At 72.1% G+C, this 20,441-nt stretch carries 21 protein-coding genes and 1 tRNA gene; 7 read left to right on the top strand and 15 right to left on the bottom strand.

Going from position 1 to position 20,441, the window contains the following annotated elements:
- The first annotated feature begins 218 nt into the window (after positions 1 to 218).
- Both AC0682_RS19770 and AC0682_RS19765 read left to right on the top strand, forming a co-directional pair.
- The gene (locus tag AC0682_RS19770; protein WP_478534235.1) at positions 219 to 1,502 is read left to right on the top strand and encodes an amidohydrolase family protein; all 1,284 of its coding nucleotides are present in this window, start codon (positions 219 to 221) and stop codon (positions 1,500 to 1,502) included.
- 34 nt (positions 1,503 to 1,536) lie between these two features.
- Entirely contained in the window at positions 1,537 to 2,193 is a 657-nt protein-coding gene (locus tag AC0682_RS19765) for an SDR family oxidoreductase (RefSeq protein ID WP_254811922.1), read from the top strand.
- 119 nt (positions 2,194 to 2,312) lie between these two features.
- Here AC0682_RS19765 and AC0682_RS19760 read toward each other — a convergent pair.
- Positions 2,313 to 2,394 (bottom strand) — tRNA-Tyr (locus AC0682_RS19760).
- A gap of 166 nt (positions 2,395 to 2,560) precedes the next feature.
- On the opposite strand from AC0682_RS19760, the gene AC0682_RS19755 reads away from it, so the two are divergent.
- The 3 genes from AC0682_RS19755 (at position 2,561) to AC0682_RS19745 (ending at position 4,502) form a co-directional block, all read left to right on the top strand.
- Positions 2,561 to 3,049, top strand: coding sequence for a YajQ family cyclic di-GMP-binding protein (locus AC0682_RS19755; RefSeq protein WP_103416836.1), 489 nt, complete (start codon positions 2,561 to 2,563; stop codon positions 3,047 to 3,049).
- A 189-nt stretch (positions 3,050 to 3,238) separates the two neighbouring features.
- On the top strand, positions 3,239 to 3,763 hold the full coding sequence (locus tag AC0682_RS19750) for a methylated-DNA--[protein]-cysteine S-methyltransferase (protein ID WP_478534232.1): 525 nt from the start codon (positions 3,239 to 3,241) through the stop codon (positions 3,761 to 3,763).
- Positions 3,764 to 3,818: 55 nt separating this feature from the next.
- Complete coding sequence (locus AC0682_RS19745) at positions 3,819 to 4,502, top strand: alpha-ketoglutarate-dependent dioxygenase AlkB family protein (protein WP_478534231.1); 684 nt, start codon at positions 3,819 to 3,821, stop codon at positions 4,500 to 4,502.
- A 79-nt stretch (positions 4,503 to 4,581) separates the two neighbouring features.
- On the opposite strand, the gene AC0682_RS19740 is transcribed toward AC0682_RS19745, so the two are convergent.
- The 14 genes from AC0682_RS19740 to AC0682_RS19675 form a co-directional block, all read right to left on the bottom strand.
- Positions 4,582 to 4,854 carry a GlsB/YeaQ/YmgE family stress response membrane protein gene (locus AC0682_RS19740; protein WP_478534229.1) on the bottom strand — a complete coding sequence of 91 codons (273 nt, stop codon included), beginning with the start codon at positions 4,852 to 4,854 and terminating at the stop codon, positions 4,582 to 4,584.
- Positions 4,855 to 4,919: 65 nt separating this feature from the next.
- Positions 4,920 to 5,312: a YccF domain-containing protein gene (locus tag AC0682_RS19735; protein WP_478534228.1), complete on the bottom strand. Its 393-nt coding sequence runs from the start codon at positions 5,310 to 5,312 to the stop codon at positions 4,920 to 4,922.
- Complete coding sequence (htpX, locus tag AC0682_RS19730) at positions 5,309 to 6,172, bottom strand: zinc metalloprotease HtpX (RefSeq protein WP_254811926.1); 864 nt, start codon at positions 6,170 to 6,172, stop codon at positions 5,309 to 5,311. Before htpX ends, AC0682_RS19735 begins: the two co-directional genes overlap by 4 nt.
- A 251-nt stretch (positions 6,173 to 6,423) precedes the next feature.
- Complete coding sequence (gene mscL, locus AC0682_RS19725) at positions 6,424 to 6,879, bottom strand: large conductance mechanosensitive channel protein MscL (RefSeq protein WP_254811927.1); 456 nt, start codon at positions 6,877 to 6,879, stop codon at positions 6,424 to 6,426.
- A gap of 116 nt (positions 6,880 to 6,995) precedes the next feature.
- Positions 6,996 to 8,564: an NADH-quinone oxidoreductase subunit N gene (locus AC0682_RS19720; RefSeq protein ID WP_478534226.1), complete on the bottom strand. Its 1,569-nt coding sequence runs from the start codon at positions 8,562 to 8,564 to the stop codon at positions 6,996 to 6,998.
- Entirely contained in the window at positions 8,561 to 10,249 is a 1,689-nt protein-coding gene (locus AC0682_RS19715) for a complex I subunit 4 family protein (RefSeq protein WP_478534224.1), read from the bottom strand. Before AC0682_RS19715 ends, AC0682_RS19720 begins: the two co-directional genes overlap by 4 nt.
- Positions 10,246 to 12,246 (bottom strand): NADH-quinone oxidoreductase subunit 5 family protein, encoded by a 2,001-nt coding sequence (locus AC0682_RS19710; protein WP_478534223.1) that lies wholly within the window; start codon positions 12,244 to 12,246, stop codon positions 10,246 to 10,248. Before AC0682_RS19710 ends, AC0682_RS19715 begins: the two co-directional genes overlap by 4 nt.
- Positions 12,243 to 12,626 (bottom strand): NADH-quinone oxidoreductase subunit NuoK, encoded by a 384-nt coding sequence (gene nuoK / locus AC0682_RS19705; RefSeq protein WP_254811931.1) that lies wholly within the window; start codon positions 12,624 to 12,626, stop codon positions 12,243 to 12,245. Before nuoK ends, AC0682_RS19710 begins: the two co-directional genes overlap by 4 nt.
- On the bottom strand, positions 12,626 to 13,318 hold the full coding sequence (locus tag AC0682_RS19700) for an NADH-quinone oxidoreductase subunit J family protein (RefSeq protein ID WP_478534222.1): 693 nt from the start codon (positions 13,316 to 13,318) through the stop codon (positions 12,626 to 12,628). The genes nuoK and AC0682_RS19700 overlap by 1 nt, the downstream gene beginning before the upstream one ends.
- Positions 13,315 to 13,872: a NuoI/complex I 23 kDa subunit family protein gene (locus AC0682_RS19695; protein WP_254811933.1), complete on the bottom strand. Its 558-nt coding sequence runs from the start codon at positions 13,870 to 13,872 to the stop codon at positions 13,315 to 13,317. The genes AC0682_RS19700 and AC0682_RS19695 overlap by 4 nt, the downstream gene beginning before the upstream one ends.
- The gene (locus tag AC0682_RS19690) at positions 13,872 to 14,840 is read right to left on the bottom strand and encodes a complex I subunit 1/NuoH family protein (protein ID WP_478534220.1); all 969 of its coding nucleotides are present in this window, start codon (positions 14,838 to 14,840) and stop codon (positions 13,872 to 13,874) included. The genes AC0682_RS19695 and AC0682_RS19690 overlap by 1 nt, the downstream gene beginning before the upstream one ends.
- A complete protein-coding gene (locus tag AC0682_RS19685; RefSeq protein ID WP_478534219.1) occupies positions 14,837 to 16,078 on the bottom strand; it encodes an NADH-quinone oxidoreductase subunit C in 1,242 nt (413 codons plus the stop codon). Before AC0682_RS19685 ends, AC0682_RS19690 begins: the two co-directional genes overlap by 4 nt.
- Positions 16,075 to 16,776 carry an NADH-quinone oxidoreductase subunit B gene (locus tag AC0682_RS19680; RefSeq protein WP_478534217.1) on the bottom strand — a complete coding sequence of 234 codons (702 nt, stop codon included), beginning with the start codon at positions 16,774 to 16,776 and terminating at the stop codon, positions 16,075 to 16,077. Before AC0682_RS19680 ends, AC0682_RS19685 begins: the two co-directional genes overlap by 4 nt.
- Entirely contained in the window at positions 16,767 to 17,192 is a 426-nt protein-coding gene (locus AC0682_RS19675) for an NADH-quinone oxidoreductase subunit A (RefSeq protein WP_388195597.1), read from the bottom strand. Before AC0682_RS19675 ends, AC0682_RS19680 begins: the two co-directional genes overlap by 10 nt.
- Positions 17,193 to 17,561: 369 nt before the next feature.
- Here AC0682_RS19675 and AC0682_RS19670 point away from each other — a divergent pair, with 369 nt between their 5' ends.
- Positions 17,562 to 18,752 carry a sensor histidine kinase gene (locus AC0682_RS19670; protein WP_478534215.1) on the top strand — a complete coding sequence of 397 codons (1,191 nt, stop codon included), beginning with the start codon at positions 17,562 to 17,564 and terminating at the stop codon, positions 18,750 to 18,752.
- Between the two features lie 195 nt (positions 18,753 to 18,947).
- Positions 18,948 to 20,354 (top strand): sensor histidine kinase, encoded by a 1,407-nt coding sequence (locus AC0682_RS19665; protein WP_478534214.1) that lies wholly within the window; start codon positions 18,948 to 18,950, stop codon positions 20,352 to 20,354.
- The last annotated feature ends 87 nt before the right edge of the window (positions 20,355 to 20,441 follow it).

Below are 20,441 nucleotides of genomic sequence, written 5' to 3'. Positions count from 1 at the left end.
CTCGGTCCGGGCCCGCCCACACGCCCTGATCAGGCCTTGATCCACCTCGCGCACCGTCGGGGACGGCTTCCTTTCCCGGCCCGGTACGGCCGCGCCGGTACGACTATTCAGCTCCTCCCGGAAGCCGCCGTGCCACGCGTCGCGGACCCGGCCATGATCGACGGGACCACTCCAGGCCCGGCCGCTCCGCGCGGTCCCGCACCCTTCCCAGGAGCGCGATGCCCGACAGCCGGCCACGGCGGCCCGACGACAACGCGCCGGACAGCGCCGACGCGACCCCCGGCGACCCCGCCCCCGTCCTCGTCCTGAGCGGCGCCCGCCTCGTCGACGGCCGCGCCGTCGACGTACGCCTCAGCGGCAGCCGTATCGAGGCAGTCGGCACCGCGGGCAGCCTCGCCACCCGCGGCCCCCGCATCGACCTGCGCGGATACCTCCTCCTCCCCGCCCCGGCCGAGCCCCACGCCCACGGCGACACCGCCCTCAGCGCCGACGGCGACGGCCCGGGGCCCGCCTCCCACCGCGGCGAGGACATCCAGCGCCGCGCCACCGAAGCCGCCCTCCTCCAGCTCGGCCACGGCGCCACCTCCCTGCGCGCCCACGTCCGGATCGGCGACGTCCAGGGGCTCGCCGCGCTGGAAGCCGTCCTCCAGGCCCGGCGGGCGCTGCGCGGCCTCGCCGACCTGACCGCGGTCGCCGTCCCCCGGCTGCTCACCGGTGTCGCCGGAGCCGAGGGCCTCGCCCTGCTCCGGGACGCCGTGAAGATGGGCGCTGCGGTCGTCGGCGGCTGCCCCGACCTGGACCCCGACCCGACCGGCTACACGGCGGCGGTCCTGGAGGTCGCCGCCGAGCACGGCTGCCCGGTCGACCTGCACACCGACGGCGACGAACCGGCCCGCCTCGCCCGCCTCGCCGCGATGGCCGGGGGGCTGCGCCCCGGGGTCACCCTCGGCCCGTGCGCCGGCCTCGCACACCTCCCCCTGGAGACGGCGGGCCGGGCCGCCGACCAGCTGGCCGCCGCCGGGATCACCGTCGTCTGCCTCCCCCAGGGCGGCTGCACGGGCTCCGAGCGCCGGACGACCGCCCCCGTGCGCCTCCTGCGCTCCGCGGGCGTGCGCGTGGCGGCGGGCAGCGGCGCACTGCGCGACACGGCCAACCCGGTGGGGCGCGGCGACCCGCTGGAGGCCGCGTACCTCCTCGCCTCGCAGCACGGCCTGCGCGCCGAGCACGCCTACGCCATGGTCTCCACCAACGCCCGCGCCGCCCTCGGCCTGCCCGATGTCCGCGTGGAGGCGGGGTTCCCGGCCGAACTCCTCGCCGTACGCGGTGAACGGCTCCCGGCCGTGCTCTCCCTCGCGTACAGCCGGATCGTCATCCACCGCGGCCGGATCGTCTCCCGCACCAGCGCCGTACGCGAGTACTGCGACTCCGAGCCCGACCCGGCCGCCGGCCCCGACCTCCCCCGCCAGGGGCGGCCCGACTCCGGGAGCGGGCCCGGGAGCTGAGCGCACGGTGGCCGCCGGGCGTACGGTCGGAGGTATGCGCATTGTCATCGCAGGTGGACACGGACAGATCGCACAGCGACTGGAGCGGCTGCTCGCCGCTCGCGGGGATGAGGCCGTCGGGATCATCCGTGACCCCGGACAGAGTCAGACCCTCACCGAACTCGGCGCCGAACCCGCCGTGCTGGACCTCGAATCGGCCACCGTGGAAGAGGCCGCCGAGGTGCTGCGCGGCGCGGACGCGGCCGTCTTCGCGGCGGGCGCCGGTCCGAACAGCGGCGCCGCCCGCAAGGACACCGTGGACCGGGGCGCCGCCGTCCTCTTCGCCGACGCCGCCCAGGCCGCGGGGGTACGCCGGTACATCGTCATCTCCTCCATGGGCGCCGACCCCGACCACCCCGGCGACGAGGTGTTCGACGTCTATCTGAGGGCGAAGGGCGCGGCGGACGCCGACGTACGCTCCCGCTCCGCGCTCGACTGGACGATCCTGCGCCCCGGGATGCTCACCGACGACGCGGGCAAGGGCCTGGTCCTGCTGGCCGCGAAGACCGGCCGCGGCCCGATTCCCCGCGACGACGTGGCGGCCACGCTCCTGGAGCTGCTGGACACCCCGGCGACGGCGGGCCTGACCCTGGAGCTGATCTCGGGGAACGTCCCGGTCACGGTGGCCGTGAAGGACGTGGCGGGCAACTGAACCGGGGCCCTGAGGGCCGCGGGGCCGGGGCCAGGGGTCGGGGGATTCCGTCGGCGCCGGCCCACTCCGACAACGAGGAAGCCCCCGACCGGAAGAACCGGTCGGGGGCTTCGTTCGCGTGGCGGCGCCAGGGTTCGAACCTGGGTAGGCTGAGCCGGCAGATTTACAGTCTGCTCCCTTTGGCCACTCGGGCACACCGCCTCGAACGACGCGTTGGATCCCAGTTGGTGGGCTCCTTGGCGACGACGTAAACAATACCTGATGACCAGGGGTGCTCCGCCACCTCATTGATCAGCAGCCGGAGGGGGCGGCGGTGGCTAGGCTTGCGCTGTATCCCACGCACATTCGACGCAAGGAGCCACACGTCATGGCCGACTCCAGTTTCGACATCGTCTCGAAGGTCGAGCGGCAGGAGGTCGACAACGCCCTCAACCAGGCCGCCAAGGAGATCTCCCAGCGTTACGACTTCAAGGGCACGGGCGCCTCGATCTCGTGGTCCGGCGAGAAGATCCTGATGGAGGCGAACGGCGAGGAGCGGGTCAAGGCGATCCTCGACATCTTCCAGTCCAAGCTGATCAAGCGGGGGATCTCGCTGAAGTCGCTGGACGCCGGTGAGCCGCAGCTCTCCGGCAAGGAGTACAAGATCTTCGCCTCCATCGAGGAGGGCATCTCCCAGGAGAACGCCAAGAAGGTGGCGAAGATCATCCGCGACGAAGGCCCCAAGGGCGTCAAGGCACAGGTCCAGGGTGACGAGCTGCGTGTCAGCTCGAAGAGCCGGGACGACCTCCAGGCCGTGCAGGCGCTGCTGAAGGACAAGGACCTCGACTTCGCGATCCAGTTCGTGAACTACCGGTAGGACAGTTCGTGCGCGGAGGGGGCACGTCGTCGGGGTCACCCCGGACGGCGTGCCTCTTCCGTTCCGGGGCCTGCCCTGCACGGCGTCCGAAAACCGCCAGCCGGGAGCCGGGGCGCGGGGCAGACTGGCCGTGCGGGTACGGATTCGCCGTGGTCCGCACGGTTCTCCGGTCGAAGGAAGTGAGCGGTCGTGACGACGGTGTACACGCGGGTGGCGAGTCCGCTGGGCGAGTTGCTGCTGGTGGGCGAGTCGGACGGGACGGCCGAGGGGCTGCGGCTGGTGTCGCTGTCCGTGCCCGGACAGAAGGGCGGTGCGGTCGTCCAGGACGGGTGGCTGCGGGAGCCCGGGCTGTTCGCGGGGGTCGTGGCTCAGGTGGAGGCGTACTTCGCGGGGCGCTCGACGCGGTTCGACGTGCCGTTCGCGGAGGGCGTGGGTACGGAGTTCCAGCAGCGCGTCTGGAAGGTGCTGGAGGAGATCCCGTACGGCCGGACCCTGTCGTACGGGGAGGTCGCCGCGCGGGTGGGGGCCTCGGGGGCCGGTGTGCGGGCGGTGGGGACGGCGATCGGGCGGAACCCGCTGCTGGTCGTGCGGCCGTGCCACCGGGTGATCGGCGCGGACGGGGCGCTGCGCGGGTACGCGGGTGGCCTGGAGCGCAAGCAGTTGCTGCTGGGGCTGGAGGGGGCGGCCTGTGTGGCGGGGGCGGAGCGCGCGTAGTGCGGTGAGGGCCGGCCGTCGAAGGCGGTGTGACGGGTTGAGGGCGGTGTGACGGATGGGCTCGCGTGGGGTTGCGGGGGCTTCGGGCGGGCTGTTCCCGCGGCCCCGGCGGGTGGTCGCGCCGGGCGCCGTACACGTCCCGGAGTGGCTCCCGGCCGAGCGGCGGCGGGAGTTGGTGGCGGCGTGCCGGGAGTGGGCGCGCGGGCCCGTTCCGCTGCGGCACACGGTGTTGCCGGGCGGCGGGGTGATGTCCGTGCGGACGGTGTGCCTGGGGTGGCACTGGCAGCCGTACCGGTACACGCGCACGGCCGACGACGTGAACGGGGCGCGGGTGGCCGCCCTGCCCCGGTGGCTGGTCGACCTGGGGCGCGCGGCGGTGGCGGAGGCGTACGAGGACGAGCGCGCGGCGGAGGCCTTCACTCCGGACACCGCACTCGTCAACTTCTACGACGACGCGGCCCGGATGGGGATGCACCAGGACAAGGAGGAGCGGTCGGGTGCTCCGGTGGTGTCGCTGAGCATCGGGGCGACGTGTGTGTTCCGCTTCGGGAACACCGAGGGCCGTGGCCGGCCGTACACGGACCTGGAGTTGGTCTCCGGGGATCTCTTCGTCTTCGGTGGCCCCTCGCGCTTCGCGTTCCACGGGGTACCGAAGGTGTACGCCGGAACGGCCGACCCGGATGCGGGGATGCGGGCCGGCCGACTGAATGTGACGTTGCGGGAGACCGGGCTGAGCTGAACGGCACCCACGGTCGGCGGTGTGGGGCCGACGACGCGCGGCCGGTGACCCGCGGGGCCGATGCCGACGGCCTGCGTGGTCAGCGGCGTTCGCGGGAGTGGCCGAAGAGCACCCGGTAGAGGATCAGCAGGACCAGGGAGCCGACGACGGCGGCGATCCAGGTCGCGGTGTCGTAGAAGTCGTTGCTGATGGGACGGTCGAGGAACTGGCTGGAGAGCCAGCCACCGACGAACGCACCGGCGATACCGATGAGCGTGGTCCCGACGATCCCGCCCGGGTCGCGCCCCGGCAGCAGGACTTTCGCTATGACTCCCGCGAGCAGCCCGAGAACGATCCAACTGATGATGCCCATGGCGACCTACCTACCCCTTGCTCGGTTCTGAAACCCAGGACGCCGGGGATGGGGTGATCGGTTGCTCAGCGGCTGGCGAAGGGCTGGTCGGTGGGGACGATCTCCTTGCCGAAGGGCATGAGCGAGACGGGGATCAGCTTGAAGTTGGCGATGCCCAGGGGGATGCCGATGATCGTGATGCAGAGGGCGATGCCGGTGGTGATGTGGCCGAGGGCGAGCCACCATCCGGCGAGGATCAGCCAGAGGACGTTTCCGGCACAGGAGGGCGATCCGGCGTCCCGCCGGTCGACGACGGTGTGGCCGAAGGGCCAGAGCGCGTACATCCCGATCCGGAAGGCGGCGATGCCGAAGGGAATGCCGATGATCGTGATGCAGAGCAGGACGCCCGCGAGGAAATAGCCGAGGAACATCCAGAACCCGCACAGCACGAGCCAGATGATGTTCAGGATGGTTTTCACGGGCGGCGACCTGCCATCTGTTCCAGTCGGACAATGCGCTCCGCCATCGGAGGATGGGTGGAGAACATCTTGGCCATCCCCTGTCCGGGGCGGAAGGGGTTCGCGATCATCATGTGGCTCGCGGTCTCGATCTTGGGCTCCGGAGGCAACGGTAGCTGTTTCGTTCCTGCGTCGAGTTTGCGCAGGGCGCTGGCGAGGGCGAGCGGGTCCCCGGTGAGCTGGGCCCCCGAGGCGTCTGCCTCGTACTCCCGGGAGCGGCTGACGGCGAGCTGGATGACGGATGCGGCGAGCGGGCCGAGGATCATGATCAGGAGCATGCCCAGCAGGCCGGGGCCCTCGTCGTCGTTGGAGCGGCCGATGGGGATGAGCCAGGCGAAGTTGACCAGGAACATGACGACGGAGGCGAGGGCTCCGGCGACCGAGGAGATGAGGATGTCCCGGTTGTAGACATGGCTCAGCTCATGGCCCAGGACGCCGCGCAGCTCCCGCTCGTCGAGGATCTGGAGGATGCCCTCGGTGCAGCACACGGCCGCGTTGCGCGGGTTGCGGCCGGTGGCGAAGGCGTTGGGTGCCTGGGTCGGTGAGATGTAGAGGCGGGGCATCGGCTGACGGGCCGCCGTGGACAGCTCACGGACGATCCGGTAGATCCGTGGCGCCTCGAACTCGCTGACGGGGCGGGCCCGCATGGCCCGCAGGGCGAGCTTGTCGCTGTTCCAGTAGGCGTAGGCGTTGGTACCGACGGCCACGACGAGGGCGACGACGAGACCCGTACGTCCGAAGAAGCTGCCGATGATGATGATGAGTGCGGACAGTCCCCCGAGGAGTACGGCGGTTTTCAGCCTGTTGTGCCGGCGGTGCACGGTACGCCCTCCAAGTGGTGCGGCAGGGGAACCCTTCGCGGGGTGGTGCTCCACTCCCCCAGTGGAGCCTCCCGTACTGGTCAACGCCAGGCGAGGGGAGCTGGTTCCCTGGTGCGCGCGGCCGGAGGGCGGGCCCGGTGCGGCGTGATCCGGCCGGTCCGGGTTCCTCACCCGTACGGCGCGGCACTGGGCCGTACGGGTGGAGGGGCGGGCGTGCCCCGTGTGTCAGCCCTGGAAGGGCAGATCGGCCGTCAGCGCTGGACGGGCAGCTTCGCGAGGGAGAGGGCCTCGGGGTCCGGCTCGACCTCGCTGGTGCAGTGGCCGCAGCGGGAGGCGATGGCCGGGATCGCGCTGTAGCAGCGCGGGCAGTCACGGAGGGCGGCCTTGACGTCGACCTCCTCCTCCTTGGCGAAGCGGTTCTGCACCTTGGTCATGGGGACGACGACGCAGAAGTAGAGGACGGCGGCGGTGATGAGGAAGGCGATCGCGGCCGCGAGGAACTTTCCGTACGGGAAGATCGTGCCCTCGACCGCGAACTCCGCCGTGCTGAAGTCACCGACCGAGCCGGTGGCGAGGCCGATCAGCGGGGTGATGAAGGCGGTGCTGAAGCCGGTGACGACGGCGGTGAAGGCCGCTCCGACAGCGAGGCCGATCGCCATCGAGATGACGTTCCCGCGCAGGATGAAGTCCTTGAACCCGTTCAGCACTGCTCTCTCTCCTCTATTGATTTCGTACGTCCTCGTCGTGTACGGGACGCATGCAGCCACGACCTTGCCCTGTGGCCGCGGCCCCGGGCAAACCGATCTTCGGCGTCCGTCAGGCGTCAGAAGAGGGTGACGGCGGCGAACCTCAGGACGAGCTGGGGGGCGCCGGAGAGGAGGATGCCCACGAGGGCGGTGAGGGCGATCGCCGTGGTCAGAGGGGCGGAGACGGGGAATCGGCGGGACGTTCCGGAGGCCGGTGCTCCGCCGCTGGGCTCCGCGTTCCCCGGGCTCCTGAAGAGGATCGCGGTCCACTGAAGGTAGTAGTAGAGCGCGATCACGACGTTGACGGCCATGACGACGGCGAGCCAGCCGAGCCCCGCGTCGACGGCCGCCGAGAAGACGGTGACCTTCGCGAAGAGCCCGATGATGCCGGGCGGCAGTCCCGCCAGGCAGAGCAGGAAGAAGCCGAGCGCGAGGGCGGCGAGGGGCCGGGTGGCGTACAGGCCCCGGTAGTCGTCGACGCGGTTGCCGGGACACGTACGGGAGACCAGGGCGGCGACGGCGAAGGCGCCCAGGTTCACGACGGCGTACATGAGGGCGTACGCGACGGTGGAGCCGATCTGTTCGTCGCTGGAGTACGCGGCGGCGGCGATCGGGACGAGCAGATAGCCGGCCTGGGCGACGGAGGACCAGGCGAGGAGCCGGACCGCGCTGCGGTCGCGGTCGGCCCGCTGGCGCAGGGCCGCGACGTTCCCGACGGTCATGGTGAGGGCGGCCAGGACGGCGACGGCGGGGCCCCAGACATCGGCATGGGAAGGGAACGCGACGACCGTGACCAGGATGAGGCCGGAGAAGCCCACCGTCTTGCCGACGACCGACAGGTAGGCGGCGACCGGGAGCGGCGCCCCTGCATAGGTGTCGGGAACCCAGAAGTGGAAGGGGGCTGCCGCGACCTTGAAGGCGAAGCCCACGAGAGTGAGGACGACACCGGTCTCGGCGAGGGTGTCGAGGGCCGGGGGCACGTCGTCCAGGCGGGCGGCGATCTCGCTGAGGTGCAGGGTCCCGGTGGCCGCGTACACGAAGCTGACGCCGAGGAGGGTGACGGCGGTGGCGACGACGGAGGAGAGGAAGAACTTGAGCGCGGCCTCGGAGGAGCGCCGGTCGCCGCGCACGATGCCGACCAGGGCGAAGGCGGGCAGCGAGGCGACCTCCAGGGCCACGACGAGGGTGGCGAGGTCCCGGGAGGCGGGCAGGAGGGCCGCGCCCGCCGCGGAGGCGAGGAGCAGGAACCCGTACTCCCCCGCCGGGAGCTTCCGTGTGTCGTCGAGGGAGAGCAGCGCCGTGAGGAAGGCCCCGCCGAGGACGATGGCCTGGATGACCAGGGTGAAGTGGTCGGCGGTGTAGCTGCACGGCTGGGTGCCGCTGGTGACGCAGAAGGTGGCGCGGTCGCCGGCGCGCAGCGGGATGAGGAGGGCAAGAGCGGCGGCGAGGGCGGTGAGGGCTCCGTAGCCGAGGAGCTTCTTCCGGTGGGCGGGGAGGAAGAGGTCGGCGACCAGGACCAGGAGGGCGGCCAGCGCGGTGAGGGTGGGCGGCGCGATGGCAAGCCAGTCGACGCTCTGGACGACGCTGGGGGCGGTGTCGGCCGCGGTGGTGAGGGGGCCCGGGGCGGCGCTGGGGTCCGCGGTCACGACTTGCCTCCTGCGAGGAGCTTCTGCACGGCCGGATCGGTGAGGCCGAGGAGGACCGCGGGCCAGAGTCCGGCGAGGACGGTGAGGGCGGCGAGCGGGGTCCAGGTGACGGCCTCGTACCGCTGGACGTCGGCGAGTTGGGGGGCGGTGGCCGACTGCGGGATGGCGGTGGCCTGCCGCGGGGTGGCGGGTCGGGCTTCGGCGGGCGCCGTCGGCTCGGGTGCGTCGGCCGGGGCGGCGGGCGAGAGCCGGGGGTGGGGCGTGTGCCCGCCCATGCAGACGCGGCGGACCACGATGAGCATGTACGCGGCGGTGAGCAGGGTGCCGAACGCTCCGATGGCCATGAAGGTGCGGAACGCGGGACGGCTGAGGCCTTCGGCGGGGCTGTAGGCGCCGAAGAGGGTGAGCATCTCGCCCCAGAATCCGGCGAGGCCGGGCAGGCCGAGCGAGGCGACGGCGGCGAAGGCGAGGAGGGCGCCGAGACGGGGGGCGCGGCCGTAGAGGGCGGCCCCGGTGGCACCGGCGAGGGTGTCCAGGTCGGCGGTGCCGTAGCGGTCCTTGACGGCGCCGACCAGGAAGAACAGCAGGCCGGTGATGAGGCCGTGGGCGATGTTGGCGAAGAGCGCGCCGTTGACCCCGGTGGGGGTCATGGTGGCGATGCCGAGGAGCACGAACCCCATGTGGCCCACGGAGGAGTAGGCGATGAGCCGCTTCAGGTCGCCCTTGGCGCCCCTGCGGGCGAGGGCGAGGCAGGCGAGCGACCCGTAGACGATGCCGACGACGGCGAACGCGGCGAGGTAGGGCGCGAAGGTGCGCATCCCGTCGGGGGCGATGGGGAGCAGGATCCGGACGAATCCGTACGTGCCCATCTTCAGCAGGACGCCCGCCAGGAGCACCGATCCGACGGTCGGCGCGGCGGTGTGAGCGTCGGGGAGCCAGCTGTGCAGGGGCCACATCGGGGTCTTGACGGCGAGCCCGACGCCGATCGCGAGAACGGCGATGACCTGCACGGATGTGGTGAGGCCACGGCCGTTGTCAGTGGCGAGTGCCACCATGTCGAAAGTGCCGCTCCTCAGTCCGATGAGGAGCAGGCCGAGCAGCATGACGACCGAGCCGAGCAGCGTGTAGAGGATGAACTTCCAGGCGGCGGCGCGCCGCTGGTCACCACCCCAGCGGGCGATGAGGAAGTACATCGGGATGAGGACCATCTCGAAGGCGAGGAAGAAGAGCAGCAGGTCGAGGACGGCGAAGGTGGCGAGGGTGCCGGATTCCAGGACGAGGACGAGGGCGGTGAACGCCTTCGGGGAGGGGCCCGCCGGGGGCTTGAAGTAGCTGTGGAGCGCGCAGAGGAAGGTCAGCAGCGCGGTCAGGAGCAGGAGGGGGAGCGAGATGCCGTCGATGCCGAGGTGGATGCGGACGTCCAGCGCCGGGATCCAGCTGATGTCGGTGGTGGCCTGCATCGTGGCGGGGTGGCCGTGGTCGAAGCCGACGGCCAGGACGATCGCGGCGATGAGGACGGCGCCGGTGACGGTCACGCCGTGGCGGAGCACGGCCTGGTCGGGGCTCTTGCCCCGGAGACCGGGCGGGGCGGGGAGCAGGGCCGCGACGGCGCCGAGGAGCGGGGCGACGACGATGAACGCGAGGAGGAACTGCATCACGGACGGGCTGATATCGATCACGGTCACGACCCCGCGTTGACGTTGGCGAAGACGACGGCGGCGATCGCCAGGGCGAGGGACCCGGCGAGCAGGGCACCCAGGTAGGTCTGCACGTTGCCGGTCTGGGCGCGGCGGACGGCGGTTCCGAGGAGGCGTGTGGCGGCGCCCGATCCGTTGACGTAGGTGTCGACGACCGTGCGGTCCAGGAAGCGTACGAGCCGGGCGGCCTGCTGGACGGGCCGGACGAACAGCGCCGTGTACAGGGCGTCGAGGTGGAAGCCGCTGGCCGCGTGGCGGTGGAGCGGGCCCAGGAGAAGGCGTCCGGGGTCGGCCGGGTCGGCGGCGGCCGCGATGGTGCCGTAGGCGGCGGTGTGGGACGTCATGGCCTCGGCTTCGACGAGGGCGGGTTCCGCACCGGGGTGGGCGGCGACGGCACCGATGGGGGTGCGGGTGGCGAGGGCGGTGGTGTGCCGCCACGCCCCGTAGGTGACCAGGCCGCCGACGAGGGTGACGCCGGTGGCGAGGACGGCCGTGGTGAGGGACGGGGTGAGGGCGTGGCCGTCGAACCAGTCACCGATCACGCCCGCCGTGAGTCCGAAGGCGATGGTGGGGACGGCGAGGGTCCACAGGACGGCGGTCATGGCGACGGGCTGGCGGCCGTGGTCGGGGAGTTCGGCGCCACGGCCGCGGAAGGCGAGGAGCCAGAGGCGGGTGGCGTAGGCGGCGGTGAGGACGGCGGCGAGCAGCCCGGCGACCAGGACCAGCCAGCCCGCGGCGGCGGGGGCGACGGTCCGGTCCCCCACGGCGGTGTGCTCGGCGGCGACGAGGACGGCTTCCTTGGAGAAGAAGCCGGCGAACGGTGGGATGGCGGCGAGCGCGAGAAGGGCGACGGTCATCGTCCAGCAGGCGTCGGGGATCCGGCGCGCGAGGCCGCCCATACGGGACATGGCGGCCAGTGAGTTGGTGCCGGCGGCGTGGATGACGACCCCGGCCGCGAGGAAGAGGACGGCTTTGAACGCACCGTGCGAGATCAGGTGGAAGACGGCGGCGCCGCGGTCCCCGACGGCCAGGGCCCCGGACATGTAGCCGAGCTGACCGATCGTCGAGTAGGCGAGGACGCGTTTGATGTCGTCCTGGGCGAGGGCGGCGAGCCCGGAGCCGACCATCGTGACGGCCGCCATCACGGCGAGGACGGTGAGGGCCGCGCCGGAGGCGGCGAAGACGGGCAGCAGCCGGGCCACGAAGTAGACACCGGCGGCGACCATGGTCGCCGCGTGGATGAGCGCGGAGACGGGGGTGGGGCCGGCCATCGCGTCGGGCAGCCAGGTGTGCAGGGGGAACTGGGCGGACTTCCCGGCGACGCCCGCGAGGAGCAGCAGGGCGATGAGGGTGGGGTGGTCGAGGCCGCCGTGGGTGACGGCGGCGAGGATCTTGGTGATCCGGAAGCTGCCGGTGTCGGCGGCCAGGGCGAACAGGCCGATCAGAAAGGGGACGTCACCGAGCTTGGTGACGAGGAAGGCCTTCAGGGAGGCGGCGCGGGCCTCGGGCGTCTCCCAGTAGTGCCCGACCAGGAAGTACGAGCAGATCCCCATGATCTCCCAGCCGACCAGGAGCACCATCAGGTCGCCGGAGTAGACGACGAGCAGCATCGCGGAGGTGAAGAGGGAGACCAGGGCCGCGTAGGAGGGGTAGCGGGCGTCGTCGCGGAGGTAGGCCGTGGAGTAGAGCTGTACGCAGGTGGCGACGATCCCGACGAGGACGGCGACCAGGACCGCGAAGCCGTCCAGGTGCAGGGCCAGGTCGATGGGGACCGACCCGGTGGGGGTCAGCTGGGTGGCTGCGTCGATGGCACGGCCGCCGCCCTGGCGGACAGCGACGACCACGGCGAGGACGGCCGCGGTGAGCGTCGGGAGGATCGCCAGGGGGCGGACGAAACCGGGGGCGGTGCGGCCGAGCCCGAGCCCGGCGACGGCGCCGAGGAAGGGCAGGAGCGGGACGAGGGCGGCGAGGGTCGTCGTGGTCACGCGGTGGCCTCTGTGTTCGTGGTGTGTCCTGCCGTGGCGTTTCCTGCCGTTGCGGGGTGACCGTCGGCGGTGCCGGTCTCGGCGGTGTCGCGGAGCCGGTCGATGTCGGAGGAGCCGCGGTTGCGGTAGACGGCGAGGACGATCGCGAGGCCGATGCCGATCTCGGCGGCGGCGATGGCGATGGTGAAGAGGGTGAGGGCCTGGCCGGAGTGGAGGGTGTCGCGGAGCCAGACGTCGAAGGCGACGAGGTTGAGGTTGACGGCGTTGAGCATCAGCTCGACGGACATCAGGACCAGGATCGCGTTGCGGCGGGCGAGGACGCCGTAGAGACCGGTGCAGAAGAGGAGGGCGGCGAGTACGGCGGGATAGGCGAGGTGCATCAGTGCTGCTCCTCCCGGCCCCGGCCCTGGCTCCCGCCCTGACCCTGACCCTGCTTCCTGCCGCTGCCGCTGCCGCTGTGCCGCTGCCCCCGGCCGACCGGGTCCGGGGCGGACCGCACCGCCGTGTCCGTGTCGTGCTTGCGGGACAGGACGATCGCGCCGACGAGGGCGGCGAGCAGGAGGACGGAGAGCGCCTCGAAGGGGAGGACCCAGTTCCGGAAGAGGAAGGCTCCGGTGACGGCGGTGGAGCCCTGGGCCGGTCCTTCCAGGTCGATCCAGGTCGTACGGAAGGCGTCCACAACGACCCAGACGAGCGCGGCGGCCGAGGCGAGGGCCACACCGAGGGCCACCCACCGGTTGCCGGAGTCGGCGTCCGGGGAGCGGCCGATGGGGGCCCGGGTGAGCATCAGGCCGAAGAGGAGGAGGACGACGACGGAACCCACGTAGATCAGTACCTGCACCCAGGCGATGAACTCCGCGGTGAGCAGAAGGTATTCGACGGCCAGCCCGCCGAGCGCCACGACGAGCCAGAGGGCGGCGTGCACCAGCTGCTTGGTCGTGACGCTGATGACGGCGGCGCCGAGGGTGGCGAGGCCGACGAGGACGAACGCGATCTCGACGCCGGTCGGGGAGAGGAAGCCGGGGTGGTCGGCGGCCGCAGCGAGGACGGACGCGGCGGTGGGGAGCGTCACGGGGCCCCTCCCTCCTCTTCCTGCCGGGTCTGCTGGACGGCGAGTTTCTCGGCCGTCCTGCGGGCGGCGGCGATCTCCTTCGGCTCCTCCGCCCCGGGGTCGAGCGCGGGCGGCTCCGGCACGGTCCACATCCACTCGCGGAGCCTGTCCCGCTCATGGGTCAGCTCGTGGATGTCCGTCTCCGCGTACTCGAATTCGGGCGACCAGAAGAGGGCGTCGAAGGGGCAGACCTCGATGCAGATACCGCAGTACATGCAGAGGGAGAAGTCGATGGCGAAGCGGTCGAGGACGTTACGGCTGCGCTCCCGCCCGCCGGGCGCTGCCGGGGGCACCGTCTCCTTGTGGGAGTCGATGTAGATGCACCAGTCGGGGCACTCACGGGCGCAGAGCATGCAGACCGTGCAGTTCTCCTCGAACAGCCCGATGACACCCCGGGAGCGGGGCGGGAGTTCGGGCTGGGTGTCGGGGTACTGCGCGGTGACGGTCTTCCTCGTCATCGTGCGCAGGGTGACGGCGAGGCCTTTGGCGAGGCCCGAGCCGGGGACCGGGGACATCAGTTGATCGCCACCTTCACGATGCCGGTGAGCGCGATCTGCGCGAGGGCGAGGGGGACGAGGGTGGTCCAGGCGAGCTTCTGCAGCTGGTCCACCCGCAGCCGCGGGTAGCTGACGCGCAGCCAGATGACGACGAACGCGAGGAGGGCGGTCTTCAGGAGGGTCCAGAGCCAGCCGAGTCCGTCGGCGCCGAACGGGCCGTGCCAGCCACCGAGGAAGAGGACGGTGGTCAGCACGCAGAGGATGACGATGCCCGCGTACTCGGCGAGGAGGAACAGGGCGAAGCGCAGCCCCGTGTACTCGGTGTACGCGCCGAAGATGATCTCGGAGTCGGCGACCGGCATGTCGAAGGGCGGGCGCTGGAGTTCGGCGAGACCGGCGACGAAGAAGACCAGGGCTCCGACGATCTGCCAGGGCAGCCACCACCACTCGAAGGCGTCGAGGATGCCGGTGAGCGAGACCGTACCGGCCGCCATGGCCACGGAGGCGGCGGCGAGGAGCATCGGGAGTTCGTAGGAGAGGAGCTGCGCGGCGGTACGGAGGCCGCCGAGCAGGGAGAACTTGTTGGCCGAGGCCCAGCCGCCCATGAGCGAGCCCAGGACGCCGATGCCCATCACGGCCAGGACGAAGAAGATGCCCGCGTCGATGACCTGGCCCACCGCGCCGTCGCCGGGACCGACGGGGATGGCCACGAGGACGAGGAGGTACGGGAGGAGGGCGACGGCGGGGGCCAGCTGGAAGACGCGGCGGTCGGCGGCGGCCGGGACCACGTCCTCCTTCTGCGCGAACTTCACACCGTCCGCGACGAGCTGGGCCCAGCCGTGGAAGCCACCCGCGTACATGGGGCCCAGTCGGCCCTGCATGTGGGCCATCACCTTGTGCTCGGTCTGGCCCACGAGGAGGGGGGCGACCAGGAACACGGCGAAGATGACGGCCAGGCGGAGGGCGACGTCGGACACGTCGTTCACTCGGCATCGCCTCCGGCGGGGTGGGGGGTGTCGGGGCCGGACCCGGGCCCGGCTTTGTCGGAGTCGGTGGGCTTCTCGGCTTCGGAGGGTTCCGAGGTGGGGCTGCTGCCTTCCGGAGGCTCCGGGCGCGGTGAGGGGTCGTCGAACGCCGGTCGGGCGTCGTGCCAGGGGGCGTCGGTGCTGCGTACCCGCTGGCTCGCGGAGCCGTCCGACGCGGAGCGGGACCGGCGGGGCGGGCGTGGTGCGGACGTCTCAGAGCCCTGCTCGGCCCGCTGGCTCGCGGAGCCGTCCGACGCGGAGCGGGACCGGCGGGGCGGGCGTGGTGCCGAGGCCTCGGGAGTCGCGGGTGTCTGGGTGCCCGGCTGTACGGTCTCCGCCCCCTGCTCGCTGCGCTGACTCGCCGAACCGCCGGATGCCGAACGGGAGCGGCGCGGGCGCGTGGGCGGAGGCGGTACGGCCTCAGGCCGGGTGGCGCCCGACGGTTCGGCCGACGCGTCCGGGCCGGTGGGGGCCTCCACCTCTGTCGGCTGCGGGCGTTGCTCGGCCGAACCCTCGCTCGCCGACCGGGTACGGCGGGGCGGTCGGTCGCCCACCGCCGCGGGACGGGCCGCACGGCCCGGGCGAGCGGCGGCAGGGGGGAGCTGGCCTTTGAGAGGCCCCCACTCGTTCGGGTCGGGAACGCCGGGGGGCAGCATCGTACGGCGCTTGGGGCCACCGTGTTCGGACTCGCCGGGCTCCTTCGCTCCGGGCCAGGCCTTGGCGACCCGGGCAGCAAGGACGAAGTCCTTGCGGAGCGGGTGGCCCTCGAAGCCCTCCGGAAGCAGGAGCGGGGCGAGACCGGGGTGGCCCTCGAAGGCGACGCCGAACATCTCGTGCGTCTCGCGCTCGTGCCAGGCCGCGCCCGCGTAGACGTCGACCGCGGTGGGCAGGACGGCCACGTCGTACGGAACGGTCGTACGCAGCATGAGCCGCCGGACCGTGCCGTTCCCGAGAGCCGCGACGTGGACGCAGACACGGAAGCCGGTGCCCGGCTCGTCGACGGCGCTGAGCCAGTCGAAATAGGTGCAGCCGAGTCCGTCGCGGGCGGTCCGCAGCGCGGCGATCCACTCCGTGGCGGGGACGTCGACGGTGAGCAGGTCGTAGGCCGACTCCGCCGTCGCACCCTCGCCGAACAGCTCCGTGACGGCATCCGGCAGCCCGTCGTACGGGTGGTGGCCGCGGTGCTGACGCTCGCTCACCGCTGCTCCCCCTTCCCCGGTCCCGTGCCCGATCCCGTACCCGGTGCCGTCGGCGGGGTGATCAGGCCACTGCGCAGCGCCCCCGTGGACGGGACTCCGCCGGCGGGAGCGGAGGCGGGGGCGTAGCGCTCCGCCAGGGACTCGCGCGCGATCTTCTCCTGGAGCTTGAGAATGCCCTGGAGAAGCGCCTCGGGCCGAGGCGGGCAGCCGGGTACGTACACATCGACGGGGATGATCTGGTCGACGCCCTTGGTGACGGAGTACGAGTCCCAGTAGGGGCCACCGCAGTTGGAGCAGGCGCCGAAGGAGATGACGTACTTCGGTTCGGGCATCTGTTCGTAGAGGCGCTTCACGGCCGGGGCCATCTTGTCGGTCACCGTGCCGGAGACGATCATCAGATCGGCCTGTCGGGGGCCGGGTGCGAAGGGGATCACACCGAGCCTGATGAAGTCGTGGCGCGCCATGGACGCGGCGATGAACTCGATGGCGCAGCAGGCGAGTCCGAAGTTGAAGACCCAGAGGCTGTAGCGACGGCCCCAGTTGAGGACGACCTTCATCGGTTCGGGCGCGAGCCGGGAGAGGAGGCCGAGGCGCCGGGGTTCCGGGAGAAGCACCGGCTCCTGCGCGGCAGGCCCGCCCGATGGGGCCTCCTGCTCGGGCTGCGGTCCTGCGGCGGTCGGCCGGCTCGTCAGGCCCATGCGAGGACGCCCTTCTTCCATGCGTAGAGCAGTCCCACGGCGAGGAAGCCGAGGAAGATGAACATTTCCACCAGCGTGGTCGCACCGTATCCGGGTGCCGCGAAGACCGTGGCCCACGGGAACAGGAAGATGGAGTCGACGGCGAAGATGACGTAGAGGAACGCGTAGACGTAGTAACGGACCTGGGTGTGGGCCCAGCCCTCACCGACCGGGTCGACCCCGCACTCGTACGTCAGGAGCTTCTCCGGCGTCGGGACCACCGGCCGCAGCAGCCGTCCTGCCCCGAACGCGACGGCCACGAACAGGACGCCGACCAGCGCCAGCAGGCCGACCACCGAGTAGCTCTGGAAGTACTCCGATGCGAGGGCGGTCTGCTGGTGGACCGGCACGTACGCCACGTGCGGCACTTCCGGCACGTACGCCACGTCCTTCACGTCCGCCCCTCGCTCCTCGTCATCCAGTTCTGACCCCGCCCGTTCACGAGGTCCCTTCGTACGCACGGGAGTCTAAGGGCTGTCCCGCAGTCCCGGGCGGGCGCACGACGACAGCTACGGCGCCTCGCCGCGTTGTCGGAACGCCCGAATACATCCAGTATGCGGACGTCCCTCCGCCTTGCGGTGCACCACATCTGACGCCGCGCTGATCCACCAGGGATTGCGGGACAGCCCTTGGGCCCTGATAAGCGCACAGCAAGCAGCCGCGTCGCGCCCAGGTGGGGTTATCCCTACTTCATGCCACCTACGAGCCCCATGGCGTGCGCGGACACGGCCCGGCAGGCTGGTTCCATGACCATGAGCCCTCCCGTTCCGGCCCCCGACCGGCTGCCGCCCGCCCGCTTCGCCCTCGACCGGTGGACCTGGCGGGAGATCGCACATCTGCTGGTCAATCTGCCACTGGCCGTCGTCGGCTTCGTGTACGCGCTCCTCGTGGTCGCCGTCGGCGTGGGTCTCTCGGTGACCGTGATCGGGCTGCCCGTGCTCGTCAGCGGGTTGCGGGGGGCGCGGTGGCTGGGCCGGGCGGAGCGCGGCCGTGCCCGGTCGCTGCTCGGGGTGCGGATGGAGGAGCCGAGTCCGCTGTCGCGCGGCCGCCAGGACAAGGGCGTGTTCGCCTGGCTCTGGTCGGGGCTCAAGGACCCGGTGGGCTGGCGTTCCCTGCTGTACGGGTTCATCCGGCTGCCCTGGGGCGTGCTGACGTTCACGGTGACGTTGGTGAGCCTGTTCGTCCTGTGGCCGGTACTCCCGTTCATCGCGCGGGGGCTGACGGCGGCCGACCGGGCGATGGTGCGGGGGCTGCTGTCGCCCTCGGACGAGTTGGAGCGGCGGATCGCGGAGCTGGAGTCGGACCGGGGGGTGGTCGTGGACACGGCCGCCGCCGACCTGCGCCGCATCGAGCGGGACCTCCACGACGGGGCACAGGCCCGGCTCGTGGCCCTCGCGATGGGGCTGGGGCTGGCGAAGGAGAAGCTGACGGACGATCCGGAGGCAGCCGCGCGGATGGTGGAGGAGGCCCACGGCGAGGTGAAGGTGGCCCTGCAAGAGCTGCGCGACCTCGCCCGGGGCATCCACCCCGCCGTCCTCACCGACCGGGGCCTCGACGCCGCCCTCTCCGCCATCGCCTCCCGCTGCACCGTCCCCGTCAGCGTGTCGGTGGATCTGCCGGGGCGTCCGGCGGAGGCGATCGAGGGCATCGCGTACTTCACGGTCTCGGAGCTGTTGCAGAACGTCAGCAAGCACAGCGGTGCCCGGTCGGCCTCTGTCGAGGTGTGGCGGGCGGCGGACCGGCTGCTGATCCAGGTCACGGACGACGGATCGGGGGGCGCACGGCTCGACGGCGGTTCGGGCATGGCGGGGCTGGCCGAGCGGCTGGGTGCGGTGGACGGGCTGTTCGTCCTGGACTCCCCGGTGGGCGGGCCGACGGCCGTCACCGCCGAGCTGCCCTGGCGCGACCGGGCCCCGGCGGGCAGCGGGGCGACCTGAGCCGATCCGCACTCCCCACGGGGGGGGCCGGGGGTGGGGAAAACCCCCGTACGGATACGGAGACCGACCGCATGGTGCCGGAGGCGGCGGGCCAGCACCCTTGAGGGAGCAGGGCGGGGAAGCGGGACTCTCCGCCGATCGCCGGAAGAGTCGGCAGAAGAGTTTCGACAGAAGAGACGGAAACGGACGGCACTCATGGCCACGGCATACGGACCGGACACCCGGGACCACAAGGCAGCGGGCTCGCACGGCCATACGGGTCGGCACAGCCACCCCGGCCCGCACGGCCACCCCGGCCGGCCCCAGGGGCCGGAGCCGGTGAGGCGGTTCCTCCCGGCGGTACTGCGTGCGCCGCTGGAGGCGCGCAGCTGGCGCGAGCTGCTCTATGTCCTCCTGAGCCTGCCGCTGAGCATGGCGATGTTCGTCTTCGCGATCGCCATGACGTCGGTCAGCGCCGGTCTGCTCATCACCTTCATCGGGATACCGCTGCTGGCGGTCGGTCTGGCCGTCTGCCGGGGGTTCGGGGTGGTGGAGCGGGCCCGGGCGCGCGGGCTGCTGAAGCTGGACGTGGCGGAGCCGGTGCGGGTGCGGGGGAAGACCGGCGGCCCGATGGCGTGGATAGGGGCCGTCCTCAAGAGCGGGGTCTCCTGGCGTCACCTTCTCTACACGCTGCTGCACTTCCCTTGGGCGGTGTTCACGTTCTGCGTCTCGGTCACGTTCTGGACGTACGGCGTGATGGCGCTGACGTACCCGCTCTGGCAGTGGATCTTCCCGGTCTTCGTGGGGGCCGACGGCATCCAGCTGTACGGGGACCGCACCCACGCGGAGTATCTGGACTCGCCCGCCGAGCTGGCGGTGACGAGCGCGGTGGGTCTGGTGCTGGTGCTGGTGTCGCCGTGGATCGTGCGGGGGCTGGTCTCGGTGGACCGGCTGATGGTGTCCGGTCTGCTGGGCCCGTCCGCGCTCTCGGCCCGGGTCAGTGAGCTGGAGTCGGACCGGGGGGTGGTCGTGGACACGGCCGCCGCCGACCTGCGCCGCATAGAACGGGACCTCCACGACGGGGCACAGGCCCGGCTGGTCGCCCTGGCGATGGACCTGGGGCTGGCGAAGGAGAAGCTGACGGACGACCCCGAAGCGGCCGCGCGGATGGTGGAGGAGGCCCACGGCGAGGTGAAGGTGGCCCTGCAAGAGCTGCGCGACCTCGCCCGGGGCATCCACCCCGCCGTCCTCACCGACCGGGGCCTCGACGCCGCCCTCTCCGCCATCGCCTCCCGCTGCACCGTCCCGGTGACGGTCGAGGTGGACCTGGACACGCGCCCGGCACAGGCCATCGAGGGCATCGCGTACTTCACCGTGTCGGAGCTGTTGCAGAACGTCAGCAAGCATGCGGGGGCGACCCGGGCCGCGGTCGATGTGTGGCGGACCTCGGACCGGCTGATGCTCCAGGTCACGGACGACGGGCGGGGTGGGGCGGCTGCGGCTGCGGGCGGCGGACTGGCCGGCCTGACGGAGCGGCTGGACGCGGTGGACGGGGTCCTGGTGGTGGACTCGCCGTCCGGCGGCCCGACGACGGTCACGGCCGAGCTTCCCTGGCGCGGCTGACCTGCGTCGGCCTGGCCCTGTCGCCCCGGGCCCGGCCGCCCCGCGTCGGCCCCCGCGGGGTTGTCGGCCACCCCGTCGAGGGTTCCG

Source organism: Streptomyces sp. NPDC043746, assembly GCF_056436485.1.
The sequence above is the reverse complement of the archived record's forward strand: the minus strand, read 5'-3'. Positions and strand labels throughout refer to the sequence as shown.

What these genes read in the sequence shown, in the direction of transcription:
- AC0682_RS19770 (WP_478534235.1), top strand. Translation starts at nt 219, where the DNA reads ATGCCCGACAGCCGGCCACGGCGGCCCGACGACAACGCGCCGGACAGC.
- AC0682_RS19765 (WP_254811922.1), top strand. Translation starts at nt 1,537, where the DNA reads ATGCGCATTGTCATCGCAGGTGGACACGGACAGATCGCACAGCGACTG.
- AC0682_RS19755 (WP_103416836.1), top strand. Translation starts at nt 2,561, where the DNA reads ATGGCCGACTCCAGTTTCGACATCGTCTCGAAGGTCGAGCGGCAGGAG.
- AC0682_RS19745 (WP_478534231.1), top strand. Translation starts at nt 3,819, where the DNA reads ATGGGCTCGCGTGGGGTTGCGGGGGCTTCGGGCGGGCTGTTCCCGCGG.
- AC0682_RS19740 (WP_478534229.1), bottom strand. Translation starts at nt 4,854, where the DNA reads ATGGGCATCATCAGTTGGATCGTTCTCGGGCTGCTCGCGGGAGTCATA.
- nuoK (WP_254811931.1), bottom strand. Translation starts at nt 12,626, where the DNA reads ATGCACCTCGCCTATCCCGCCGTACTCGCCGCCCTCCTCTTCTGCACC.
- AC0682_RS19695 (WP_254811933.1), bottom strand. Translation starts at nt 13,872, where the DNA reads ATGTCCCCGGTCCCCGGCTCGGGCCTCGCCAAAGGCCTCGCCGTCACC.
- AC0682_RS19680 (WP_478534217.1), bottom strand. Translation starts at nt 16,776, where the DNA reads ATGGGCCTGACGAGCCGGCCGACCGCCGCAGGACCGCAGCCCGAGCAG.
- AC0682_RS19670 (WP_478534215.1), top strand. Translation starts at nt 17,562, where the DNA reads ATGACCATGAGCCCTCCCGTTCCGGCCCCCGACCGGCTGCCGCCCGCC.
- AC0682_RS19665 (WP_478534214.1), top strand. Translation starts at nt 18,948, where the DNA reads ATGGCCACGGCATACGGACCGGACACCCGGGACCACAAGGCAGCGGGC.